Here is a 20725-nt window from a genome sequence, read left to right as displayed (position 1 = left end):
TTATGAGTCAAAAGTTAGTTCGACCAACGCCGTATCCATTACGTATGCCTGCTGATGTGAGGGAATTTTTTGAATCTGAGGCTGAATTTAATGCTCGTTCACTGAATGGGGAATTGGTGAAGCTTCTTACGGAAAGAATGAATCGCATCAAGGGGCAGCGTGCTAATGCGAACCAAAAATGAGAAAGCCCCGACTACTTGCGATAGTCAGGGCTCCTATTTGTCAGTAAACCTTTGCGGGAAAACCAACATGAACAGTATAGCAACAGTACCATGTGCCATCAATGTACCGTTTTATGGAACAGATCTTTTCGTCGTTAATCATTGCGGGGAACCATACACGCCAATGAAGCCGATCGTTGAAGGTATGGGAATGGATTGGATGGGGCAGTATACGAAGCTGAAACAACGATTTTCCAAAGGTATAGAGGAAATCTCTATACCCACTGCCGGCGGCATTCAAAAGATGATTTGCTTGGCTCTGCGTAAATTGGCCGCATGGCTGAACACTATCAGCCCGAATAAAGTTAAAGCCGAGATCCGCGATCGCGTTATCCGTTATCAGAATGAATGCGATGACGTTCTCTACGAATACTGGACAAAGGGTCAAGTAACCAATCCGCGCAAAACCAATACCGATGAACGCACGCCATTACGTGATGCCGTAAATCTTTTGGTGGGCAAGAAAGGGATTATGTATCCAGAGGCGTACAGCTACGTCCACCAGCGTTTTAATGTGGGCCATATCGACGAACTGGCACCGGAACTGCTGCCGCAGGCTATCGAGTATGTCCACAAGCTGGCGCTGGATGGCGAGCTTCTGCCGCGGCCCACAGAACAAAACAGGGCGCCGGCGGCGTGGTCGGTTCCAGCCGAAAGCAACCGTGTGCTGCTATACCTGCATCCTAACGGAACAGTGGCTAACACGCTGCCGCTGCGCGAAGACCAGATTGTGCTGACACTGAACGATTTCGCGGAGTTGGCCCGGCGTAACGGCTGGATTGTTGCCCGCAAGGATGAACTGTTCGAAATGATGGCCGGAGCAATAAAGAATTTGCAGTAGTGCAAATAAAAACGCCAGCGGTTGCAGCCGCTGGCATCGCAAAATTGTCATAAGGACCACTTAATGACTAAATCAACTGTAACAAAGAAATCCCCTCCTGTCATCGCTGGCGTGGAAATTACCACGGATGCAGAAGGGCGGTTTAACCTGAATGCGCTTCATCGGGCGAGCGGACTCGGAGCCAACAAAGCGCCCGCTCAGTGGTTGCGCACCCAATCGGCACAATCTCTGATTACGGAGCTGGAGAAAGAAACTGTGCAGATCTGCATAGTTTCGGTGGAAGGCCGTAGTGGCGGCACTTTTGCCCACGAACTGCTGGCCGTCGAGTATGCCGGATGGATCTCCCCGGCGTTCCGGTTGCGGGTGAACCAGACGTTCATCGACTACCGCACTGGGAAGTTAGCGCCGGCCGTTGACCCGATGCAAGCACTCAATGATCCGGCGACGATGCGCGGACTTTTGCTGACCTACTCTGAGAAAGTGATTGGGCTTGAACACCAGGTGGATGAGATGCGGCCAGATGTCGAGGCGCTGGAGCGTATAGCGAAAGCCGATGGCAGCATGTGCATCACCGCTGCCGCGAAGCATTTGCAGGTACAGCCGAAGTTTCTGTTCAAAACCCTGTCGGAGCAACACTGGATTTACCGACGTGCTGGCGGTAAGGCGTGGCTGGGATATCAGGACAAGATCCAGTCCGGTTATCTGGAACATAAAGTGACGACCGTTTCCCGTTCGGATGGTAGTGAGAAGATTGTCGAACAGGCGCTTATCACGGCAAAAGGGATTGCCAGGGTATCTAAGATGCTTGGCGCTACGATGTAACAGTCCGCGCAAAATTGCGTTAACCAACCCGCTTAACTGCGGGTTTCTTCGTTGCAGATGTAATTATCGGTGCGGCAACAGATACGCTATTCTTCATCCTGTTCCAGTTCTACGCTCCCGTATTTTTGAATAATCTCGGACACCTCATCTTTCGTGAGCCCTGTCGCCTCTATCGAGATCGAACCATGTTTTAGTTTGATGCTCTTTGAGTTTTTTGCCTTAATCCACGTTGTAATAATGTTAGCGATGGCAAGGCAGGCGGAAGATGATGAGACGACTGCCACGGTTACATCAAGTACCACAGAGCCTGTGCTAATAGAGTCGCGATTGAAAACCCGGCGACTGATTTTTATATCCTCTGCCGATATGTTGGCTGTAATGATAGGCAGCAACTGATCACTAATGTCACGAGGTAACTTTATGAAAATATCGAATTTCGGCATAAAAATTGACTCTCCCTATCAGAAAAAGTTGGGGATGGCTATCCAGTTACTTCACGGCGCACTTCTCCTCGCAATCAACTACGATGTAACGCTGGAGTTTGAAAAAGTGATGATCCGCTCCGGTACGATAGATAGTGATACCACCGATCCCGACAACACGAAATCCTGACAAAATAACAGCGTAAAGGTTGAGCGAGTGAGGCCGATAATCTTCCTACAGTTCTGTTTATTGAGGGGGCGAGCGCGTCCTTGCGCCTTTGGCTAAATCAGCAGGTTCTGCAACTTAGCTGCGAAGTCCTCTCGTCTGGCGACAATCCAGCCCTCGCGCCGTGCGAGTTCGGCGAATGTGTTCCAGCTTGCCACCAGTTCATCTGGTGCGATGGGGAGTGAACCTGTCACAGATCCGTTAGCGTCGAGGTACAGCAACACGCGGCGGGAACCCACAGGAGCCACGGCGGTTTTCGTTGTCTGCTGCCCGCGCTGGATATATTCACCTTCCAGTGCGTTGAGGTAGTCGATGGCCTCACTGATCTGGTCTGGCGGCAATTGCTGGATGTTTTCGACATCAAAACGCTTATGAACCAGCTTCCAGATATCAGGGTAGATATTACCGACGCCGGAGGTGATTAGGCGCTCGACAGTCTGGCGCAGCGGGGTAAGTTGTTTTGCCGTGGATTGCTTGGTTTTGCGAACAGGTTCTTCCGCTCGTTTTTCACGCTGACTGAAATAGCAGTCCTCTAATTTCTCGAAAACGTCCCACGCCTGATCGGTTTCCAGCATTTTGGCGTGACGAGCTGCGCCGCGTTCTGTCCAGAGCATGAGGAATCGCACGTTCTTGTGGATCGGAGTTCGAGAACATCTTAAAGATGTTCTCAAGGATTCGAGGTTTTCACCTTCGAGCTTGAAGTAGTGTTTCCCTGCAACAAAACGATCTTTGTTTCTGCCGAAATTGTTGCTGATGAGGATCGCCTTCGTCCCATACAGTTCAGCGAGCAATTTCGTAGTGATTACGGGAACGCCAGCGTGAGCGATGACGGACAAGCTTTCTACGGAGAGTTGGGTAGTCATAATGACCTCTGTTTGTTTTTTTCGAATTACCACTATCGGAGTGGTGCCGGGAGGTTCGAAACGGCACAAACAAAGCCGCGGACTTATTTCCCTTGCGGGTGTTGTATTCGTCGCCCTCCCGACTCTGATCGGGGTGTGACCGCGCTGCGCGTTCACTGAATGACAGGCATAAAAAATCCAACACTATCGGGGTTGGTTCTGACCGTGTTTGTGGAGGTTTCGACGCCTCGTGTGAAAGAAGATAGCGGATAGTGATCGGGGCGTCAACTGGTGATAGGATGAGGAAAATCCATCGACCAACCTACAGCCGTTATGTCAGCACCTATACCGCAGCCCAAAACAAACGAACTGCTTGCAGAGTTGTTCCCGTCAATCAATGCTGGGAACAACCTGATAGATGAGTTCACATTGAAACGAATCATCCGGGAAGCAAAAAAACTGCCCAATGATGATCAGGCGCTGCATGTTGAAGGGCTGGCGAGAATTATTAGTGGCGAAGTGGAACACGGCATTACGTTATGCGAAAAGGCCATATCAATAAATCCCCATGAAAGTGTTAACTGGTCTAATTATTTAAGACTTCTTCAGGCGCTATTTCTTTATAATAAAGAGTTTTCAGTTATCAGTAGGGTTCCCGATTATTCTGATGGCTGGTTATTGTCAGAGTTGGTTTCTTATTCTGTAATGTGGTGCAAATTAGACCTAATTAATGTTTCCATCGATAAGGTTAAAGAAATGAGAATAGAGCTGAATAATAAAGACGCCGAATATATCATTTCTTTGGCGGAAAGATACCCTGATGATATGGCGTATATAGAGAAGCTAGCTGGCTTGGTGATGGATATTGCCGAGGAGGAGAAGATTCCGACATCAAGCAGTATGGTAACTGAGGATATGTACGGATATCTTGCGTATGGGTTCAGGGTAAAAACCGATGATCCTAACTACCTGTTTTATCTCAACGATAAGCTGGCAGACAGAATTATTGATGCTGGGCTGGGAAGAGTGGACAGCGTAGCGCTCTTCGAAGCGGAGGTTGACGAATAATGGTTAACCACAACGACTTCATCAAAATCGCGGAGTCCTTACTGCTGTCCGAGGATGAGATATCTATCAGAACGGCGACCAGCCGGGCTTACTATGGCATGTACCATTTCGCCATGAACCTGGTGAATAACAAGGTTCCGAAATACGATCACAAAACTGTTCGTGGCGGCGTCCATGAAAGATTGACGCATTATCTGATGCATGATGCGGCAGAAGTCGAAGGTCTTGACCCGGTAAGGTTGCAGAAATTAGCCATAAAGCTGAAAGCGGCGAAACGCAATAGGGTTGTTGCTGATTATTACATCAGCGTTAATGTCCCCTTATCTACCGCGCAAGAAACCGTGCTAGAGGTAAGATCTGTATCAGAAATATTTAACAATGAGTGAAATATTATGAGGGCAAGGATGTGAGGATACTAGCTTTTGTTTTATTATTTGTTTCTGGCGTGGTAAGTGCTGATAACAAAAACAAAATAACAGTAATACCTGATGATGTTAATATGTTTTATAACTATGCGGAAATATACATTGATGAGAATATATCATCAATAACAGGTTTTACCGAATTGTGGTGGACAGAATATAACTCAGTTTATGAAAGAGTTATTTCTGGTTTTTTTTATGATCTGTACGTAAGTAATCAACTAGCGGCAGAAAAGTATAAAGGGAAAAGGATTAACATTGAAGGTAGGCTATCTAGAATATATACGCTCGATGATAAAATTGCAGCCACAATTGGGCACTATGTCGATAGGGATAATGGGCTGGTAGTGGCAGTATTTAACAAGCCAGATGAAAGAATGATGAAAATGTCATCGGGTGACAAGGTTAAATTTAGGTGTACGGTTGTTTCTCATGATGATAAAAATAATCTACTTGTAATGAATAACTGTTCATTTACGGAAGATCACGTAAAGGAAGTTTATAATAATCTTCTTTATTCAATAAAGAATGATATTAAAAGAAATGATGGGCAGATAAGATATTATTCTGGCGCTGAAATGGTTTTCATCTACAACCAATACAAAGAGAAAATAAACAAAGCATGCAAGAACAAATCAGAAGAATGCTATAAAGTTTTGTATGATATAAGTGTTGAAAGAAGAAAGCCTGGATTTGAGAAAGGAACTCTGAGCAGTAAATTAATGTCATTCTATGAGAGCGATAGAAATAATTATAAAGAGATAATACCAACCATAAAATAATCATACCCAGAAAAAGTCTGAGTTTTTCGTATGGAGATCAATAAATGGCAGAAACCATAGATTCGCTACTGGTGTCGCTTGGGCTGGAAACTGATGCTAAATCATTCCAGAAAGGTGCGGACGCCATCAAGGGTGTTACCGATGGGGTGTTGCAGTTAGCCGCTGCTACAGGAAGCGCGTTGACGTTTAATGCCCTAACCAACGGTATCGCTACATCAGCACAGGAAATGAAGAGGCTTAGTGATAATACCGGATTTACTATCCGACAGTTGCAGGGCCTTGAAATGGCTATGAAGCGCCTGGGATTATCGAATGGTGATGCAAACCAGGTTGCGAAATCAATAAGCACTATACAGAGACAGGCGAGGTTTGGGGAGTTAGGTGATAAAGCTTACTGGAATGGCGCTTTTAACCCGTCTGATTTTGCCAATATGTCGCCATCTGATGCCCTACGGTATCTTTCTGACAGCTATCAACGAATGAATAATGATCAGCGTGCCTTTTTGCAGCAAGGTATAGGGACTGGCGCTGATTCTCCGATGGTTAGACTTCTGGAACAGGGGCCGCGTTTTCTTCAACAGGCGCAGGAAATGTCTGATAAAACCCCCTATGTTATTGATGAAAAGATTTTGGAAAACGCACAGAAGTTTAGAGATTCAATGGCAGATATCGGAAGAAATTTTGAGGTTCTTTCTTATCAAATCGGTGGGCCATTGCTTGAAAACTTAAACAAAATGCTTGGGGATATAAATCAATTTGTTGATAAAAATAGAGGGGAAATTAACGGCATTGTAGATAAGGTTACGTCCGGTAGTTGGTACGACGAGATAATGGATGATGCAGAAAAGCAAGGAATAGAATTTAGAAATCATTTACGGCGTAACGATGCTGTCATGCGTAAACTTCTGGGGCCAGAAGAAGATATAAATAATTTCGCCAGACGTGAAGTTATGGGGAATAAATCCCCACTGGAACTGTATAGCGATGTGATGGATGACGCTGAAAGGCGGGGCATTGAGTTAAGAAACCATCTGCGCAGAAATGACACTATAATGCGAGGACTTCTTGGATCGGAAGAAGAAATAAAGCAACGGGATCAGTTCATACCGCAGGTATATCTATCGGGGAGTAATTCGCTACATTCCGCTCTAAATAATCCCAACGCCCGATCCTATCTTGATGCCATATCTCGCGCTGAAGGTACAAGCGCATACATGAATTCCGGTTATCACACCCTATTTGGTGGTGGTCAGGTTGCCAGTCTTTCCGATCACCCACGCCAGTTAAAAGACTTCCGGCAGACGGACGGAACGTGGAATAAAACATCGGCGGCGGGACGTTACCAGTTCACGCAAAAATCATGGGATGAGGCGGCGGCAGCACTAGGGTTAAACGACTTTTCACCGCAAAGTCAGGATATGGCCGCACTGTGGCTTATCCAGCGTGCTGGTCAGCTAGAAAATGTACTGAGTGGAGACTTCATGACAGCAACCAATAATCTCGGCGGTGTGTGGGCGTCACTGCCGTCGTCGCCGTATGCGCAACCTAAACGCAGCATGGAGGAGATGGAGAGTTACTACACGCCTGATTACGTTCAGCGCCGCAGTCAGGCTCCGCATAATCCATCTATCAATCGTTCCGAATCGTCACGGCCCGTCAGTGTCACCCTAAACAACACACAAAATATTTCCGGCTTAGGACTCAATGAGCAACAGGTGCAGGACTCGATAGCCAATGCGCTAACGATCGCCGGGGAGAATTTGGAGCGGTCATTTAACAGTAATAGGCGGTAACCATGTCAATCGTCGGAGTGTTCGATAAGTCCCACCCAGAAATCGGCGGGATTTTTTTTGACGCGATATTGGAAGAATCCAGCGAACTACGGACAGACGTCAGCGAATATCCGTTAGAAACGGGTAAAACAGCGAATGACAACGCCGTAACTCGGCCAATGACAGTTACGATGACGGTCGCTATCTCTGATAACCCGGTAAAGGCATTAATGGATGAGGCAGGCCAGTATTCAGGTGTCGCGGGTATCGGTGCCGGTGTAGCTGTAGGGGCGGCCAGTTCACTGTTGAGTGGTGGATCAGCGGTACTAGCTGGGCTGGCTGCATCTGCTGGGTTGTCATTTGTAGCTTCTGGTACGAAACGATCAGAGTCAGCATTACTGGAGCTAAGGAAGTTGCAGGTCGAGAAATCCATCCTTACGGTTATCGGCATCAATTCATCCTACGACAACATGATCATTACCAATACGCGGGTGCAGAAAAGCAAGGAAAACGAGGGCGGACAAGAGATCGTCGTCGAAATGCGCTCACTACTGATAAAGGACAGCAACAGCGGCGCAACGACAATCAATAGTAATTTGCCGGCTGGTGACACGGCAGCCACGCAAGGGCAGGCGAACGTCCACTTAGGCGAGGTGACGCCGCAATGAAAACTATTCCACTCACGCGCGGGCTGGCTGATTTTTCGTTTACCTCAACGCTCAATGACATACCGTTGCAGTTCAACGTTCGCTGGTTAACCCGGTACAGTTATTTCGTGGTCGATATCCGCGACGCGGACAATAATCCGATCGCGCTGGGGAGAGCGTTACATGTGGGCGTCAACCTGCTGGCAGGCCTGAATACCACCATCGGTAAGATTGTGCTGGAGGGCGAGACACCAACGCTCGCTAATTTGGGCGTCACCAACAACCTGAACTGGTATCCAAATGACTAGATTATTCGGGCGAACGTATAACATGGAAATTACATCGGCAGAGGGTAATAAACTGACGTGTGAACCACCCACCCAGGTTAGATTCCTTATTACCAATATGCCAATGAATCAGGTGGCAACCGCCATGATTATGGTTTACGGCGTATCCAGCCAGTACCGTCAACTGATACAGAAATTCGATAAAAAACGGCAACGCTTCGGTACAGTCAGGTTGACCGCCGGTTATGAGGAATCATCGGGAGAAATATTCACCGGGCAGATAAACAGCGTCGAAGTTGGGCGCGATGGCGTCAGCGTTTACCTGCGGCTTAACTGCTGGACTGAGGTCTGGTCTGACGCCACTATCGGAAAAACATGGGGCGAGAAAACGCAAGCAATAGAAATATTGCAGGATGTAGCGCGATCATTTGGTCCACCGATCGAAACCGTAGGCGATTTCTCCGACCTTCCAACGTTCAATCACGGCTACACGTTGCCGCATACATCAAGCAGGAACTTTCTTAACGCGATGAAAGCGGCGTGGCGCTATGACTGGCTATTGTCAGAAACAAAAACCACCCTCATTCGTGAGGGAGCCACACGCCCGACCACTTACGAACTCAATTCCAATAACGGCATGGAAAGCTACCCGCGTTGGTATCAAAAGGATTTGGAAGTTGACACCCGCTTGAACCACATCATTAAGCCAGGTGATTTGCTGAAAATCCGCTCCGATTTTTGGACGATTAATTATAGCGGCATGTATAACACGGGACTGAACGACATGGCCGACATTCAGCGCCGAACCGGATCATTCCGCGTGCTATCAAACACTCATCAGGGCGATTTTTGGAATGATGACTGGCGCACAACGTTCCGATGCCAATGGAGTAGCGCGCAATGAAAAGCACAAATCCGTTATTTTCAGCGATTCAATCCGCTGGCATGGACATGGTCAGCGGATTGATGGTCGGTATGCCAGGCCATGTTGTTGCCTACAATCCAGATAATCAACGAGCGCAGGTCGAATGCGGCATTCAGCGCAGAATGAATGATGGGGAGGTTCAAACGCTGCCGCTGTTGGTTAACGTTCCCGTTCGGTTTTCCGGATCGTCGGGCTGGTCGGTTTTTCATGAACTGCCAGCAGGTACGGAGGGGTACATTCATTTCAGCCAGCGCTCAGTAGATGCATGGCTGGATATGGGCGGCCCGGCACCACCGGTTGGGCCGGAAATGTTCAGCGCCAGCGACGCGTTTTTCTCACCGGGTTATCGCTCTCTGAAAACGGCTATTCCGGACTTGCCGACATCAGGTATGGGTATGAGCAACCGTGACGGTTCGGTACGCATTCACCTGATGGATAGCGGAATAACTCTGACGGTTGGCGATACATCCTTGACATTGAGCGAATCCGGCATGACGTACAACGGGCAGAAATTTACCAATGCCGGTGAAACCGATCTGAACGGGCGGACACAGGTAACGCAGGGTGGGCTTGCCGTTGGCAATATCGAATTTGAGTCACATGTTCACGGTGGTGTTGATCGCGGAAGCGGCAACACAGATGGGCCTCAATAGGAGGGGTTATGGCAACAGGTAAAATAGCGGTGAGGGTGGTGCTCGACACCGCTGATATTGACCGCAAGGTGGAAGAATTGGCCGGGCTGATTAAATCACGGTTTCCTGATGGCGCTCCTGATTTTCTCGATAGCCACCTTTCTAGCGTATGCGATGACATCATCCTTACTGATGGGCCGCCCGCAACCGGTGCAGACGGCACCGATCAGATCGTCCAGCGAGTTGACTTTGGTAGGCGTTTTGATGACCTCGCCACCGCAATTCGGACAGGGAATTTTAATGCTCATTGATGTTGCTCCTCTGGCTGTGTGAGAACTCCAGAGTAACACCCACGCCCCGGCATTCGCTGGGGCTTTTTTATGGAGTCTGAACTGTGATCCGTAATTTTGTGGACGGCGATATCGTCACGCATGGCGATCATTTCGCGACCGGGAAAGAGGCGACGCGACAGGGGATTATCCGTCGGCTGCGGCTTTTTCTCGGTGAGTATTTTTTGGACTCAACGGAGGGAACGCCGTGGTTTCAGAACATTTTAGGCAAAACCCAAGCAGACATTGCCGCGGCGAACATCAAGCAGCGGATTTTGACCGCGCCGGGCGTCGTCGGCATCAACCGATTTGAGTTCGATATCGACCAGAAAACCCGAAAAATCACCGTTTATGCGTCGCTGGTGGATATCAATAACGAACAGTTCGAACTGTTGTTTAACGAGGAAATCATCTAATGGCGGAGATCACAAAAGACGGGGCCGTCGGCCAGACGCTGAACAGCTATCTTGCCGTGATGCGCCAGCGCTATCTGGATATTGACGACGGCTGGAACATCAATCCGGAATCGCCGGACGGCCTGATTATCGCGGCGTGGTGCGAAACGCTGGCGAACCTGGATGAGGCGGTAATCAACGCATATCATTCCGCTGATCCGAACTCGGCCATAGGACAGCAACTCGACCGCATCGCGGCGTTCGCCGGCATCACCCGGCAGGATGCAACATTTTCTACCGCGACGGTGGTTTTCACCGGCACGCCGCTGGTGGAGATCCCTGCGGGTACGCTGGTTCGCAACCGAATCACGAATACGCTCTGGGCCACGGATACGACGGTAGCGACCGACAATAGCGGCAACGCAACGGTGAATGTGACATGCGCCACTGCCGGATCGCAGGGCGCCAACAGCGACAACCTGTCGATCATCGCCACACCGGTTGGCGGTATTACGTCAGTAACTAATCCTGACGCGGCGTCGCTGGGAGCCAATGAGGAAAGTGATGATGCATTCCGTATCCGGCGCAATGAATCTGTAGCGCTACCCGGAAATAACCAGATCGACAACATCTATGCCGCGCTGGTCAACATAGATGGCGTGAAGAAGGTGCGCATTTATGAGAATACCGAGTCATCGCCCGACGCAAACGGCGTTGAGGGGCATTCGATGGCGATTTTTATCGATGGTGGCTCGGTAGATGACATTGTGGTCACGCTGTCGGTGCGGAAAAACCCCGGCTGTGGTCTGAACCGCTATAACGCCAGCATCCCGAACCGGATCAGCACAGACACCAATACACCGGGCGGGAACCCGTTCAATGCGACTTTTTTCCGTCCTGAATACGTGTCCGCGCATGTTCGTGTGGAAATTGTCTCTGACACGCTGACCAGCGCCACTGACGCCGAAATAAAACAGGCGATCATCGACTATTCGCTGAATGGTTTCCCGGAAACAAACGGATTTGCAAAACAGGGGTTTCGTATTGGTGAAACCGTGGGTGCTGGACGCCTGTTCACGCCGGTGAATAAAATCGTTGGCAATGACGATTACGTTGCAGCGATCACCGTCGGCGCCAGCGCTGACGACGTGACGCACAGTACCATCCCTATCGCGTTTAACCAGTTGGCCGTGTTCTCGGCGGATGGCATCGAGGTGAGCTATGCAGCACCGTGATAAGGCGTTGACGCGAGTCTACTGGCAATATAAAAACGCGCCGAAACTGATCGCGCTGCTGCTGACTTTGCCTGACATCGCCCAAGCCAGCATCGAGGATCAGTTAGCAAAAATCCAGACGATGCTCGATATCGATAGCGCCGAGGGCGAGCAACTCGATATCTGCGGGCGCATCGCGGGATACACAAAGCGTCCGGTCGGGACGTTTTACCCGGCCTGCGCGTCAGCGGCAGTGAGTGACGACCTGTTTCGCCGAATGATTAAGGCGAAGATTTTCAAAAACAACAGCATTGCGACGATTGACGAAATAAAGCGGGCTACCGATTACATCCTTGGCACCGACGCACTAATTCTGGATGGTCAGGATATGACCATGCGCCCTATTTTTTTCGAATATCTCGACGTTGGCTCGCAAAAACTTGTCGCTGATTACGACCTGATACCACGACCGCAGGGCGTCGGGATGAAACAAGCTCGCACGCTGACATACAAACCCTTCGGCTTCGGCCCGCATTACTCGAATTTCCGCGCCCCGTTCTGGCATGGGGATGGAATTAAGGTTTACACCAATCTGAAATTAACGTTGACGTTCACTGATGGTGTTCTTTCTGGCGCGTTAACGGCGGGCGCGGGCATTGTTGTGTCTGACGTGGATATCACGCTGATTTACACGCTGGCTGGCGGGTCAACAGTCACAGAACGGCTGGTAACAGATGATAACGGGTATTTTGAGACGACACCGAATATAGATGTCGGTTACAGCGTGGTCGCCCGCGCTCAGGTTTTAACGCCATTGTGCGAATGGGAAAACATTGAGTCGAGCGAATTATCAACGAGAGTCAAATTTAACGGTGCCATTAAATATGATGGCGCATATTCTTTTAGGGGGTAGTCGTGTCAGATTTAATTACACCAGATGATTTACCTGCAATTAATGAGTTAAATGAATTTACTGACAAAGTCCCTGAGCTACAGATTAATACGGATGTGTTGGGTGGAACAGATGGACCCGCAAATTTTCAAGCCAGGGCGCTATCGAATCGGACGAAATATTTAAAAACCAAACTGGAAGAAATCAAAAATGAATTAAACCAACTGAGCGAAGACACAGAAAATACTATTAATCAAATCAATCAGGATATTGATTCACTTTCACAAAATACAGAAAATGAACTTAATCAACTATCTAATGATATTGATCAGGCTTCGCAATCCGCTAATGATTCAATGAAAAAATCCGCCAACGGTTCTGATATTGATGATGCTGAGACGTTTCGTGAAAATCTGGGTTTAAAAAATGCTGCGCTTGCGACAGTTATATCCTCGTTAATTGATTCGACTGCCGCACGGCTTATGTCAGTAGGTGCCTTTGGTTTGGGTGGTGTTGGAATTAGAATTCCAGCAGGTACTGATGTTTTAACATATCTATCAACAGCACAATCAGGAAAATATTCAGCATTAGGGACAAATCCAAGTACACCGACATCCTCCGAGGGCTGGATGTTTGAATTAATAAATTTTAATAACAGTTTACGCGGCGTTTTTGCTACCCCTGCAACAATAACAGCCGCATCACATCGAGTATTTTATAACTGCTATAATGGCGGTGTTTGGTCTGGCTGGTCTGAGTTTTGGACTAATAGAAATTTACAGAATCCCTTGACGGCTGCTGGAGCTCAAACTATTACAGGCGTTAAAGTCTTTTCTTATGACGGCGCAGGAATAGTGCTACGTCCCGTTAGTACCAATATGGCGAATTTTATACGAGGGCAAACCGAAGCAGGGGTTAACACATGGTGGATAGGGCGTGGTTCTAATACAACAGCAGACGTCTCGTTACTTAATGAATCAGGCGGTGCTTATATTCGTTTATTGCAAAATGGCAATATTCAATTGAACGTAGCGACAACCGTAACAATAAACGGTGTAAATGTTCTCACAGAAAATACAGGCGTCACAACAAGCACCGCGCAAACAATTACAGGGACTAAAACATTTAGCCAAAATATATCCATCGTCAGAACATCATTTCCCGGAATCGAATTATCAAATACCGGCATCGCTGCTGGGACAGTTGGTCGATATCGACTTATAACGGCGTCATTAGCGGGTGCGCTTCAAATTTATAGTCGCTCTGCTGGCGACACAACGACAAATCAAACAGTAATTAATATTCCAACCGCTGCGACAGGTACGGCGTTAGTGACCGGGAATAATGCAGTTGCAGATTCTAGCGGTTTTTGGAAAACAGCATCACCGGTTATAAACATCTACGCAGACGGCTCATTCACTGCTACAGACGATGCCGAGGGGGTGGCAGTTGAACGATTGAGTGAGGGAACGTACAAAATAACCGGTTGTGCGGGTATGCATCCAGACGCGGCTTGGAACGGAATTGACGGCGGCGTAACAAACCCGCGCTGCCGTAATGGACTCGAATTGACGTGGAATGATTTTGACGTAGAGCCCGATGGTTCGGTCATCGTCCGCATTTATCATCGTCCACACCCGGACGCGATTTCATTTGCTCGTAATGAAATCGATGGGTACGAGAATGGTGATTTGATAGATGTTCCAAAAGGTTTTTATATTCAGGTTCGCGTTAACATGCCAGAACGCGAAAATACAGTAGAAACGCAATCAGTCAGACACAGTAATGTTTATTGTGGGACAGTATCACCGTCTTTTATTCATGTTGATGCGTGAATTTTACTCACGCAAAGCGGGCAATTACACGTATTAAATCCCGTAATTCTGCAAGCCGAATCAAAATCCTCTATGGCCGCATCGCGGCCTTTTTTCATTTCTGGAGTTCAATAAATGGATCAGAAATTCTTCCGCGTACCGTTCGCATCGAACGGTGATACCCAAGCTATTCCCGAAACCGCCGCCAGCGACGGCAGCGTGAGCTATCCATCGGGGTGGGGGCCGGACTATGCAAAAGACCCAGCGGCAGACGCCAACGCGAAGCCGGTAGAACGTGAAGCCATGAATACGGTGCTGAACGCAATCACCGGCGCGATCCGTCAGTACCAGACTAACGCATACCCCGAATGGATCACGACGGCGAACAACAACGGCGCAGCGTTTGCGTATGATGCTGGCGTTGTCGTCGAGTACAACGGCGCGCTGTATTTGTCGCTTGCCGGCAACAATACGGCGACGCCGGGCGCTGATGCAACGAAATGGCAGGTGTACATCCAGCGCGAGGCCACGGAAGAAGAAGCGATCGCAGGCGAGGGCAGCACGCAGGTTATTACCCCACGCCGTTTGCATGCCGGCGCCAGCTATCTCGACGAACAACTAAAAACCGCGCTGACGCCGTACTTGCTGCCCGTTGGCGCGATTGTGATGTGGGGCAGCGAAACTCCGCCCGATGGCTGGCTGGAACTGAACGGGCAGGAATTCGACACGGAACAAAATCCCAAACTTGCACTGATGTATCCCGACGGTGTGGTGCCGGATTATCGCGGCAGGTTCGTTCGTGCATGGTCTAACGGCAGTACGATTGATGCGGATCGAGAGTTGGGGAGCGTTCAAAGTGATGAGGTCGGTCCACATTCTCACATTCTAATTACCGGCAGGTTTGGTACTAGGGCTGATTCGTATGGGCCACAAGAGGGGGCTCTACACCAATGTGGGAATAGCGGAACGAGCCTTGCGGCAGGAAGAATAGAAAGCGGCGAGATTCAGGAAAATACAGGCTCTGAAACTCGCCCGATTAATATTGCGGCAATGTACATCATCAAAACCGATCTGGCTGAGTCTGAAAACTCCGGCTCGACCACGCCGACAGCGCTAGTGATTTCTCCTTCAGCGGTGACGATCAACGCTGGCACAACTCGGCAGTTTGCAGGGACGGTACTGCCTGCGGCATTGTCCGCTGATTATCCAGTGTCGTGGGCCGTATCTGATCCAACATTGGGCAGCATAGACAGCAACGGACTGTACTCGTCCACGGCGGGAAAGAGCGGCACGCAGACTATCATTGCCAGCCTATCTACCGGCTTGACCGCGACGGCGACAGTAACGCAGCATGTCTATCTGACCACAATCTCTATTGGCGCTATCCCTGCTGAGTTGCTGGCAGGCAACACCTATGCTGTTCCCGTGACGTACTCGCCCACTAGCTACACGGAAACTGTAAACTCCGCATCTTCCGATCCTACGGTCGCCACGCTGGCGGCCGATGGTACACTGACCATCAGCGGCGCAGGTACAGCCACATTATCGCTGACCGGCGCGAGTTCTGGCGTAACGGCATCGATAACGATTACTGCGACGGAAGAGGAAGTGCCGGAGATTTATCTCCAGATTGAAAACAATCTCTCTGAAATTTCCGCTGGCGGCGCAGTGGCGCAGGGTCAAGCGCGGAACGCACTGGGCTTGGGCGATTTAGCGACGAAAGACAGTCTATCGGCAACGGATGTCAACGCCGTGCCGCAAGCCAGCGCAACGCTGGGAACGGAAGACCTGAACACCGTCACCAGCCCTGGCCGCAAATTCCAGTCACTGACCAGCAATGCGACAGCAGCCCGGCACTATCCCGTTGCGCTGGCCGGCATGCTGGATGTCATCAAAACCACTGGAACCGGCATACGTCAGATTTACTATCCGTACAACACGACGGATGTTTATCACCGCTACTGCGTCGACACGGCAACGCAGACATTTGGCGCGTGGGAACAGTCAGGCGGTGATTTCCTTGCCATCGCAAATAATCTGTCAGACGTAGCGGACGCAGCAGAATCACGCGAGAACTTGGGCGTGAGCTACACGATATCGACCGATGTTGCGCCGACTGATGCTACGGGATATGCAAACGGTCATGTCTGGTATCAAACGGAGGCATAATGCCAATTTATCGCAAAACATCCGGGGGCGTTTTCGCCACTGTTTCAGCGCTGAATATCAATGACGATGGGACGTTTAAACCCGTGACGGCCGCGTGGATTAATGATAACGGGACATTTAAAAAAGTGTTCCCGGGAGATACAGAATATGAAGATCCATCCGCGTATTACGATATAGCTAATGCGACAACGCTCACATTGACGCAGGGTATTGCATCAGAAACAACAAACCGTCTTTCGTGGATTGCAAATAGCGTCCAAATCCCGCTACTCAGCAATTTGGCCAGTAATGGCATTGATGTTGATTGGTCATATTTTGAATACATTGTTGTGGAAACTGGCGAGATCGTTCCTGTTGATATGTTCTCTACATCTGGAGCCCAGCCTACCGCGCTGGGTGTGAAATACGATAGCGGTACTGCGTCAGTATTACGTCAGAGTACCGGCGCATATCAGACATTATCAACAATAAATCCGGCTGTTATTGATAGACAGGCATTTTTAGGGTGGCTGGCATCGACTGGGTATCGCTATTTTAAGGTTCAGCAGCAGGATTATTCAAATTTCTACGGAAAACAACTGGGCTTGCGCTGGCGCTGGCATAGCACGATCAACAATAAATATTTCGAATTCATTTTTACGAACGAAAATTTTGTACTGAGTGCGCTGTAATTCTTACGCAAAAAACGCATGTTTATTGGCGATGATGTCGAGCGCATCTTCCAGCGTTGGGACGGGATCAATATGAATCGCTGGCGCTTCTTTCTCGCTCGATCACTGCATAGGAACCGACGGGGCATTCAGTTAACATGTCATTGTCGTCGAGTATGCAGATCGTTGTTCCGTGATAATCGAAAGTTTTCATTTTTATGCGTTATTTTGTTGGTATTTGGTTGATTAAGGCATTGTAACTTATTGATATAACAATACGTGATTTCATGATATATACCAACAAAAACCAGTAAGTTATTGAATGTTAACTGGTGTTATACCGGTCTCGAAAACCGTTGAGGGAGCAATCCCTCCGAGGGTTCAAATCCCTCTCTCTCCGCCATTATTCAATCACTTATAGGCATTCTATTCTGTGATAAAAATCCCGGTGAGAAAATCATCTATCAAACCATTTTTTCTTCTGCAATCCTGATGCACTGCCGTTGATCTTCCCTTTAATGCTGACAAATCGCGTTATCTGTACTAGGGTCATAGGTAATCATTACGTTACGGAGACTGATATGGGTTTTTGGCGAATCGTATTTACCATCCTTTTACCGCCTTTGGGCGTGTTGCTGGGGAAAGGGGTTGGCGGCGCATTTATTCTGAATATTATTCTCACCTTGCTGGGGTATTTCCCCGGGCTGATCCATGCGTTCTGGGTTCAGACCAAAACGGATAGTATTTAAAACGAATAGTATTTAAAAATGAATAAAATTTAAGGAAGCATATCGGGTACAACATGATACCGGATGGCTTATTATTTTAAACAATGGCAGGCGGGTGTCACCGGTGGTGAGATCCGCTTTTATTTATTCTGCCGATATTGATACCTTTCGATTGCGTCCGTTAATTCAATGTATTAAAACGTATTCGGTCCCGGATACGTCTGATCCCAATGGTTTCGGCGTATCTTTTTATTATTTCCCCGTATTCAGAGGTTGTTCATGTCGGATACTCAATTTACCCGTTTGCCAGAACCGCCTTATTTTGCGGTTATTTTTTCATCTCAACGCACCGAAGGGGATAATGGGTATGACGCGATGTCGCTTCGTATGGTTGAATTGGCGATGGAGCAACCCGGTTATCTGGGCGCAGAAAGCGCACGCGATAGTCAGGGATTTGGCATAACCGTCTCGTACTGGGATTCGCTTGAAGCCATCAAGCGGTGGCGAAACCACTCAGAGCACCGTATTGCGCAGGAATTTGGTATCACCGAATGGTACAAACGTTATGAGTTGCGCGTTTCTGAAGTGAAGTATGCCTACGGAAAACAGATGAGGTAATGTATTCCCGCCAGCGACCTGATGCTCTCTGGCGGGAGTAAGAACAGCGGATGTTGAAACGTGTGCGGATTTAGCCACTATTCTAATTTAACAGCTATTCTGATTTAACAACCCGATTGCGCCCTTGCTGTTTCGCCTGGTAGAGCGCAATATCCGCTCGATTAATCATCGTCTCCAATGTTTCATTGTTTTGATACTCCGCGACGCCACAACTGATGGTAATTTGAATCGTGTCGCCTTCAGCCCGAACTTTCGCCGCTTCAATCTTTTTACGCAACGAGTCGGCCCGCAGTAATGCGTTATCGAGGTTACAGTCGTCCAGCAGTATGACGAACTCTTCTCCGCCCCAGCGGCAGGCCTGATCGCTGCTTCGAATGGTTTGCTGTATCAGGCCGGCAATATGTTGCAGAACCACGTCGCCAACGCCGTGACCATAGTGGTCGTTTATCTGTTTAAAGTGGTCAATATCAATTAACAGAATGGCGACGGGCTGGTGATGAGACATGCGTCGGGCCAATAAACGTTTGAAAAAGTAATCAAAGGCCTGTCGATTCATAATGCCGGTCAGCTTATCCGTGGTGGCCATCTGCTCCAGACGCCGCTGGTAGCCGCCGATAGTCAGCCATAGCAGAAATAAGAACAGCATACTAACGACAATACTGACGCCGAGGTTTTTCATCAGCGTGTCATAGAGGCGTTTCTCGCTGGGATGATTACTTTGCTCGACCATCAGATACCAGCCAAACTCGGGCAACAACCGCGTGTTCAGGAAAACCTGTCTGCCGTTTGAAAAATATTCATATGCGCCGCCGGGCACCGTCAATATTGAGGTGGCCAACGAGGACAGGCCGGGCTGCTCCTGAATTTTCAATGGACGATTGTAGGTGTTTCCATGCAATGCCACGTTACCCGTTTTATCAATAAAATAGATGGTTCGGTTATAACGCTGTTCGTATTTTTCAATCAGGTTTTTTACCCGTTCAACGGGGATCCCCACTCCCGTAATTCCAATGAAGTTATTGTTATAGTCCATCACCCGGTGATTGATAAAGATGTCCAGGCGCGTACGATCTTCAGGGTCAACGGAAATATCTATAGCATAGGGTGTCTCATCCGACAGCGTTCTGGCCTGGAAGTACCACCGATCGTCGGGGGATTGCTCTGAGACGGTTTTCAGAATGCGTTGGGGGTCGTAGTACCGTTTGGTTTTATCTGAAACGAAAAAAGAGAAAATGGTATTGAAACGGTTATCGATTTCTTTCAGGTAACGGATCATCGCCAATGGATCGCTTTCGCCATTGATAACCCAGTCACGCAAAAATGTGTCGTGCGCCATCAGTGATGAGATGAATATCGGCTTGAGCAAGTCCTGCTGGATTTCGGAGTACACGTTGTCGCTGGTGAGGGGCAGGGTGTTTTCTTTTATTTCTTCTTCCAGTGACTCTTTTGCAACTTCATAGCTGGTCCAGCTAATAACCAGAAACGCAGTGAGGAGCATCGCGGCAAACACGATTATTGCCCGGGGTTTATTCAACCAGCGTGAGTTTGTCATTAGTCCGATCCGCAAGACATTGTCCTCAATGTAGTCATCAAATGATAAGGCAATTCAAAATCCATCGCTCACCTAACGAATATCGCAGAGCATCTTACTGAAGTTAAGCAGTCGCGCCAAGAAACATCAATGTGTTGATGTGCAAAGAAATGCTACCAATTAGCATCTCCGATGCGCCGTTCTTCCCTGTAAAAAATAGAAAAATATCACAGTAGCTATCATGAATTATCAGAAAAGGAGGGGGCTGAGAATGTGATTTTTCGTATTTTATTGCAGGCTTATTAAAACGTCTCCGTAATGTGAAAAATATTATTGAACCGGAGAAAAAAGGGGCAGGAACCTGCAACGATTTATTCGGAGTATTTGCGCCGAGATGAGATGAATGCGCGTATTGCTATTTAGACGTTTTAATAATGAGAAAGGGGAAGCATGGTTAAAAAAGGGAACGCATGGCT

24 protein-coding genes are annotated in these 20725 nt (G+C 48.5%); 20 read left to right on the top strand and 4 right to left on the bottom strand.

Annotated elements, in window-relative coordinates:
* Window positions 1–2 precede the first annotated feature (2 nt).
* From B4923_RS16180 to B4923_RS16170, 3 genes are all read left to right on the top strand, one after another.
* Window positions 3–182: an Arc family DNA-binding protein gene (locus B4923_RS16180; protein ID WP_109055404.1), complete on the top strand. Its 180-nt coding sequence runs from the start codon at window positions 3–5 to the stop codon at window positions 180–182.
* A 67-nt stretch (window positions 183–249) separates the two neighbouring features.
* On the top strand, window positions 250–1062 hold the full coding sequence (locus B4923_RS16175; protein WP_245929627.1) for a phage antirepressor N-terminal domain-containing protein: 813 nt from the start codon (window positions 250–252) through the stop codon (window positions 1060–1062).
* Window positions 1063–1125: 63 nt separating this feature from the next.
* A complete protein-coding gene (locus B4923_RS16170) occupies window positions 1126–1884 on the top strand; it encodes a phage antirepressor KilAC domain-containing protein (RefSeq protein WP_109055402.1) in 759 nt (252 codons plus the stop codon).
* Window positions 1885–1970: 86 nt separating this feature from the next.
* Here B4923_RS16170 and B4923_RS16165 read toward each other — a convergent pair whose 3' ends face one another.
* Window positions 1971–2327 carry a hypothetical protein gene (locus tag B4923_RS16165; protein WP_109055401.1) on the bottom strand — a complete coding sequence of 119 codons (357 nt, stop codon included), beginning with the start codon at window positions 2325–2327 and terminating at the stop codon, window positions 1971–1973.
* Between B4923_RS16165 and B4923_RS16160 the strand changes: the two genes are divergently transcribed.
* Window positions 2305–2496, top strand: coding sequence for a hypothetical protein (locus B4923_RS16160; protein WP_109055400.1), 192 nt, complete (start codon window positions 2305–2307; stop codon window positions 2494–2496). The genes B4923_RS16165 and B4923_RS16160 overlap by 23 nt on opposite strands.
* A gap of 92 nt (window positions 2497–2588) precedes the next feature.
* Here the strand turns inward: B4923_RS16160 and B4923_RS21345 are convergent, their stop codons facing one another.
* A complete protein-coding gene (locus tag B4923_RS21345) occupies window positions 2589–3395 on the bottom strand; it encodes an ORF6N domain-containing protein (protein ID WP_109055399.1) in 807 nt (268 codons plus the stop codon).
* Window positions 3396–3707: 312 nt separating this feature from the next.
* On the opposite strand from B4923_RS21345, the gene B4923_RS16150 reads away from it, so the two are divergent.
* The 8 genes from B4923_RS16150 to B4923_RS16115 are packed head-to-tail and all read left to right on the top strand — an operon-like array spanning window position 3708 to window position 9930.
* Window positions 3708–4442 (top strand): hypothetical protein, encoded by a 735-nt coding sequence (locus B4923_RS16150; RefSeq protein WP_109055398.1) that lies wholly within the window; start codon window positions 3708–3710, stop codon window positions 4440–4442.
* Entirely contained in the window at window positions 4442–4828 is a 387-nt protein-coding gene (locus B4923_RS16145) for a hypothetical protein (protein WP_109055397.1), read from the top strand. Before B4923_RS16150 ends, B4923_RS16145 begins: the two co-directional genes overlap by 1 nt.
* Window positions 4825–5646: a hypothetical protein gene (locus B4923_RS16140; protein WP_109055396.1), complete on the top strand. Its 822-nt coding sequence runs from the start codon at window positions 4825–4827 to the stop codon at window positions 5644–5646. The genes B4923_RS16145 and B4923_RS16140 overlap by 4 nt, the downstream gene beginning before the upstream one ends.
* Before the next feature lie 44 nt (window positions 5647–5690).
* Window positions 5691–7439 (top strand): glycoside hydrolase family 24 protein, encoded by a 1749-nt coding sequence (locus B4923_RS16135; RefSeq protein WP_109055395.1) that lies wholly within the window; start codon window positions 5691–5693, stop codon window positions 7437–7439.
* Between the two features lie 2 nt (window positions 7440–7441).
* The gene (locus B4923_RS16130) at window positions 7442–8086 is read left to right on the top strand and encodes a phage baseplate protein (protein WP_109055394.1); all 645 of its coding nucleotides are present in this window, start codon (window positions 7442–7444) and stop codon (window positions 8084–8086) included.
* Window positions 8083–8373: a phage baseplate plug family protein gene (locus tag B4923_RS16125; protein WP_109055393.1), complete on the top strand. Its 291-nt coding sequence runs from the start codon at window positions 8083–8085 to the stop codon at window positions 8371–8373. The genes B4923_RS16130 and B4923_RS16125 overlap by 4 nt, the downstream gene beginning before the upstream one ends.
* Window positions 8366–9256: a phage protein gene (locus tag B4923_RS16120; RefSeq protein WP_109055392.1), complete on the top strand. Its 891-nt coding sequence runs from the start codon at window positions 8366–8368 to the stop codon at window positions 9254–9256. Before B4923_RS16125 ends, B4923_RS16120 begins: the two co-directional genes overlap by 8 nt.
* Entirely contained in the window at window positions 9253–9930 is a 678-nt protein-coding gene (locus B4923_RS16115) for a Gp138 family membrane-puncturing spike protein (RefSeq protein ID WP_109055391.1), read from the top strand. The genes B4923_RS16120 and B4923_RS16115 overlap by 4 nt, the downstream gene beginning before the upstream one ends.
* A 95-nt stretch (window positions 9931–10025) precedes the next feature.
* Here the strand turns inward: B4923_RS16115 and B4923_RS21340 are convergent, their stop codons facing one another.
* Window positions 10026–10217, bottom strand: a complete 192-nt coding sequence (locus B4923_RS21340) for an ECs_2282 family putative zinc-binding protein (RefSeq protein ID WP_425428642.1) — start codon at window positions 10215–10217, stop codon at window positions 10026–10028.
* Window positions 10218–10303: 86 nt separating this feature from the next.
* On the opposite strand from B4923_RS21340, the gene B4923_RS16105 reads away from it, so the two are divergent.
* The 8 genes from B4923_RS16105 to B4923_RS16065 all read left to right on the top strand — a co-directional run bounded on the left by B4923_RS16105 (window position 10304) and on the right by B4923_RS16065 (window position 18718).
* The gene (locus B4923_RS16105; protein ID WP_109055389.1) at window positions 10304–10654 is read left to right on the top strand and encodes a contractile injection system sheath initiator; all 351 of its coding nucleotides are present in this window, start codon (window positions 10304–10306) and stop codon (window positions 10652–10654) included.
* Window positions 10654–11868 (top strand): baseplate J/gp47 family protein, encoded by a 1215-nt coding sequence (locus B4923_RS16100; protein WP_109055388.1) that lies wholly within the window; start codon window positions 10654–10656, stop codon window positions 11866–11868. Before B4923_RS16105 ends, B4923_RS16100 begins: the two co-directional genes overlap by 1 nt.
* A complete protein-coding gene (locus B4923_RS16095; RefSeq protein ID WP_109055387.1) occupies window positions 11855–12760 on the top strand; it encodes a baseplate wedge 1 family protein in 906 nt (301 codons plus the stop codon). Before B4923_RS16100 ends, B4923_RS16095 begins: the two co-directional genes overlap by 14 nt.
* A gap of 2 nt (window positions 12761–12762) precedes the next feature.
* A complete protein-coding gene (locus tag B4923_RS16090; protein WP_109055386.1) occupies window positions 12763–14574 on the top strand; it encodes a phage tail fiber protein in 1812 nt (603 codons plus the stop codon).
* A gap of 114 nt (window positions 14575–14688) precedes the next feature.
* Window positions 14689–16722, top strand: a complete 2034-nt coding sequence (locus B4923_RS16085; protein WP_109055385.1) for a tail fiber protein — start codon at window positions 14689–14691, stop codon at window positions 16720–16722.
* Entirely contained in the window at window positions 16722–17393 is a 672-nt protein-coding gene (locus B4923_RS16080) for a hypothetical protein (RefSeq protein ID WP_109055384.1), read from the top strand. Before B4923_RS16085 ends, B4923_RS16080 begins: the two co-directional genes overlap by 1 nt.
* Before the next feature lie 560 nt (window positions 17394–17953).
* Window positions 17954–18121: a YqaE/Pmp3 family membrane protein gene (locus tag B4923_RS16070; protein ID WP_109055383.1), complete on the top strand. Its 168-nt coding sequence runs from the start codon at window positions 17954–17956 to the stop codon at window positions 18119–18121.
* A 258-nt stretch (window positions 18122–18379) separates the two neighbouring features.
* A complete protein-coding gene (locus tag B4923_RS16065; protein ID WP_109055382.1) occupies window positions 18380–18718 on the top strand; it encodes an antibiotic biosynthesis monooxygenase family protein in 339 nt (112 codons plus the stop codon).
* A gap of 94 nt (window positions 18719–18812) precedes the next feature.
* On the opposite strand, the gene B4923_RS16060 is transcribed toward B4923_RS16065, so the two are convergent.
* Window positions 18813–20270, bottom strand: a complete 1458-nt coding sequence (locus B4923_RS16060; protein ID WP_425428641.1) for a diguanylate cyclase — start codon at window positions 20268–20270, stop codon at window positions 18813–18815.
* Window positions 20271–20725: the final 455 nt, after the last annotated feature.

It is taken from the genome of Brenneria roseae subsp. americana (assembly GCF_003115815.1).
Classification (GTDB): Bacteria; Pseudomonadota; Gammaproteobacteria; order Enterobacterales; family Enterobacteriaceae; genus Brenneria; species Brenneria roseae.
This window is presented reverse-complemented; position numbering and strand designations above follow the sequence as displayed.

What these genes read in the sequence shown, in the direction of transcription:
- B4923_RS16180 (WP_109055404.1), top strand. Translation starts at nt 3, where the DNA reads ATGAGTCAAAAGTTAGTTCGACCAACGCCGTATCCATTACGTATGCCT.
- B4923_RS16175 (WP_245929627.1), top strand. Translation starts at nt 250, where the DNA reads ATGAACAGTATAGCAACAGTACCATGTGCCATCAATGTACCGTTTTAT.
- B4923_RS16170 (WP_109055402.1), top strand. Translation starts at nt 1,126, where the DNA reads ATGACTAAATCAACTGTAACAAAGAAATCCCCTCCTGTCATCGCTGGC.
- B4923_RS16160 (WP_109055400.1), top strand. Translation starts at nt 2,305, where the DNA reads ATGAAAATATCGAATTTCGGCATAAAAATTGACTCTCCCTATCAGAAA.
- B4923_RS16165 (WP_109055401.1), bottom strand. Translation starts at nt 2,327, where the DNA reads ATGCCGAAATTCGATATTTTCATAAAGTTACCTCGTGACATTAGTGAT.
- B4923_RS21345 (WP_109055399.1), bottom strand. Translation starts at nt 3,395, where the DNA reads ATGACTACCCAACTCTCCGTAGAAAGCTTGTCCGTCATCGCTCACGCT.
- B4923_RS16150 (WP_109055398.1), top strand. Translation starts at nt 3,708, where the DNA reads ATGTCAGCACCTATACCGCAGCCCAAAACAAACGAACTGCTTGCAGAG.
- B4923_RS16145 (WP_109055397.1), top strand. Translation starts at nt 4,442, where the DNA reads ATGGTTAACCACAACGACTTCATCAAAATCGCGGAGTCCTTACTGCTG.
- B4923_RS16135 (WP_109055395.1), top strand. Translation starts at nt 5,691, where the DNA reads ATGGCAGAAACCATAGATTCGCTACTGGTGTCGCTTGGGCTGGAAACT.
- B4923_RS16130 (WP_109055394.1), top strand. Translation starts at nt 7,442, where the DNA reads ATGTCAATCGTCGGAGTGTTCGATAAGTCCCACCCAGAAATCGGCGGG.
- B4923_RS16125 (WP_109055393.1), top strand. Translation starts at nt 8,083, where the DNA reads ATGAAAACTATTCCACTCACGCGCGGGCTGGCTGATTTTTCGTTTACC.
- B4923_RS16120 (WP_109055392.1), top strand. Translation starts at nt 8,366, where the DNA reads ATGACTAGATTATTCGGGCGAACGTATAACATGGAAATTACATCGGCA.
- B4923_RS16115 (WP_109055391.1), top strand. Translation starts at nt 9,253, where the DNA reads ATGAAAAGCACAAATCCGTTATTTTCAGCGATTCAATCCGCTGGCATG.
- B4923_RS21340 (WP_425428642.1), bottom strand. Translation starts at nt 10,217, where the DNA reads ATGAGCATTAAAATTCCCTGTCCGAATTGCGGTGGCGAGGTCATCAAA.
- B4923_RS16100 (WP_109055388.1), top strand. Translation starts at nt 10,654, where the DNA reads ATGGCGGAGATCACAAAAGACGGGGCCGTCGGCCAGACGCTGAACAGC.
- B4923_RS16095 (WP_109055387.1), top strand. Translation starts at nt 11,855, where the DNA reads ATGCAGCACCGTGATAAGGCGTTGACGCGAGTCTACTGGCAATATAAA.
- B4923_RS16085 (WP_109055385.1), top strand. Translation starts at nt 14,689, where the DNA reads ATGGATCAGAAATTCTTCCGCGTACCGTTCGCATCGAACGGTGATACC.
- B4923_RS16080 (WP_109055384.1), top strand. Translation starts at nt 16,722, where the DNA reads ATGCCAATTTATCGCAAAACATCCGGGGGCGTTTTCGCCACTGTTTCA.
- B4923_RS16070 (WP_109055383.1), top strand. Translation starts at nt 17,954, where the DNA reads ATGGGTTTTTGGCGAATCGTATTTACCATCCTTTTACCGCCTTTGGGC.
- B4923_RS16065 (WP_109055382.1), top strand. Translation starts at nt 18,380, where the DNA reads ATGTCGGATACTCAATTTACCCGTTTGCCAGAACCGCCTTATTTTGCG.
- B4923_RS16060 (WP_425428641.1), bottom strand. Translation starts at nt 20,270, where the DNA reads ATGACAAACTCACGCTGGTTGAATAAACCCCGGGCAATAATCGTGTTT.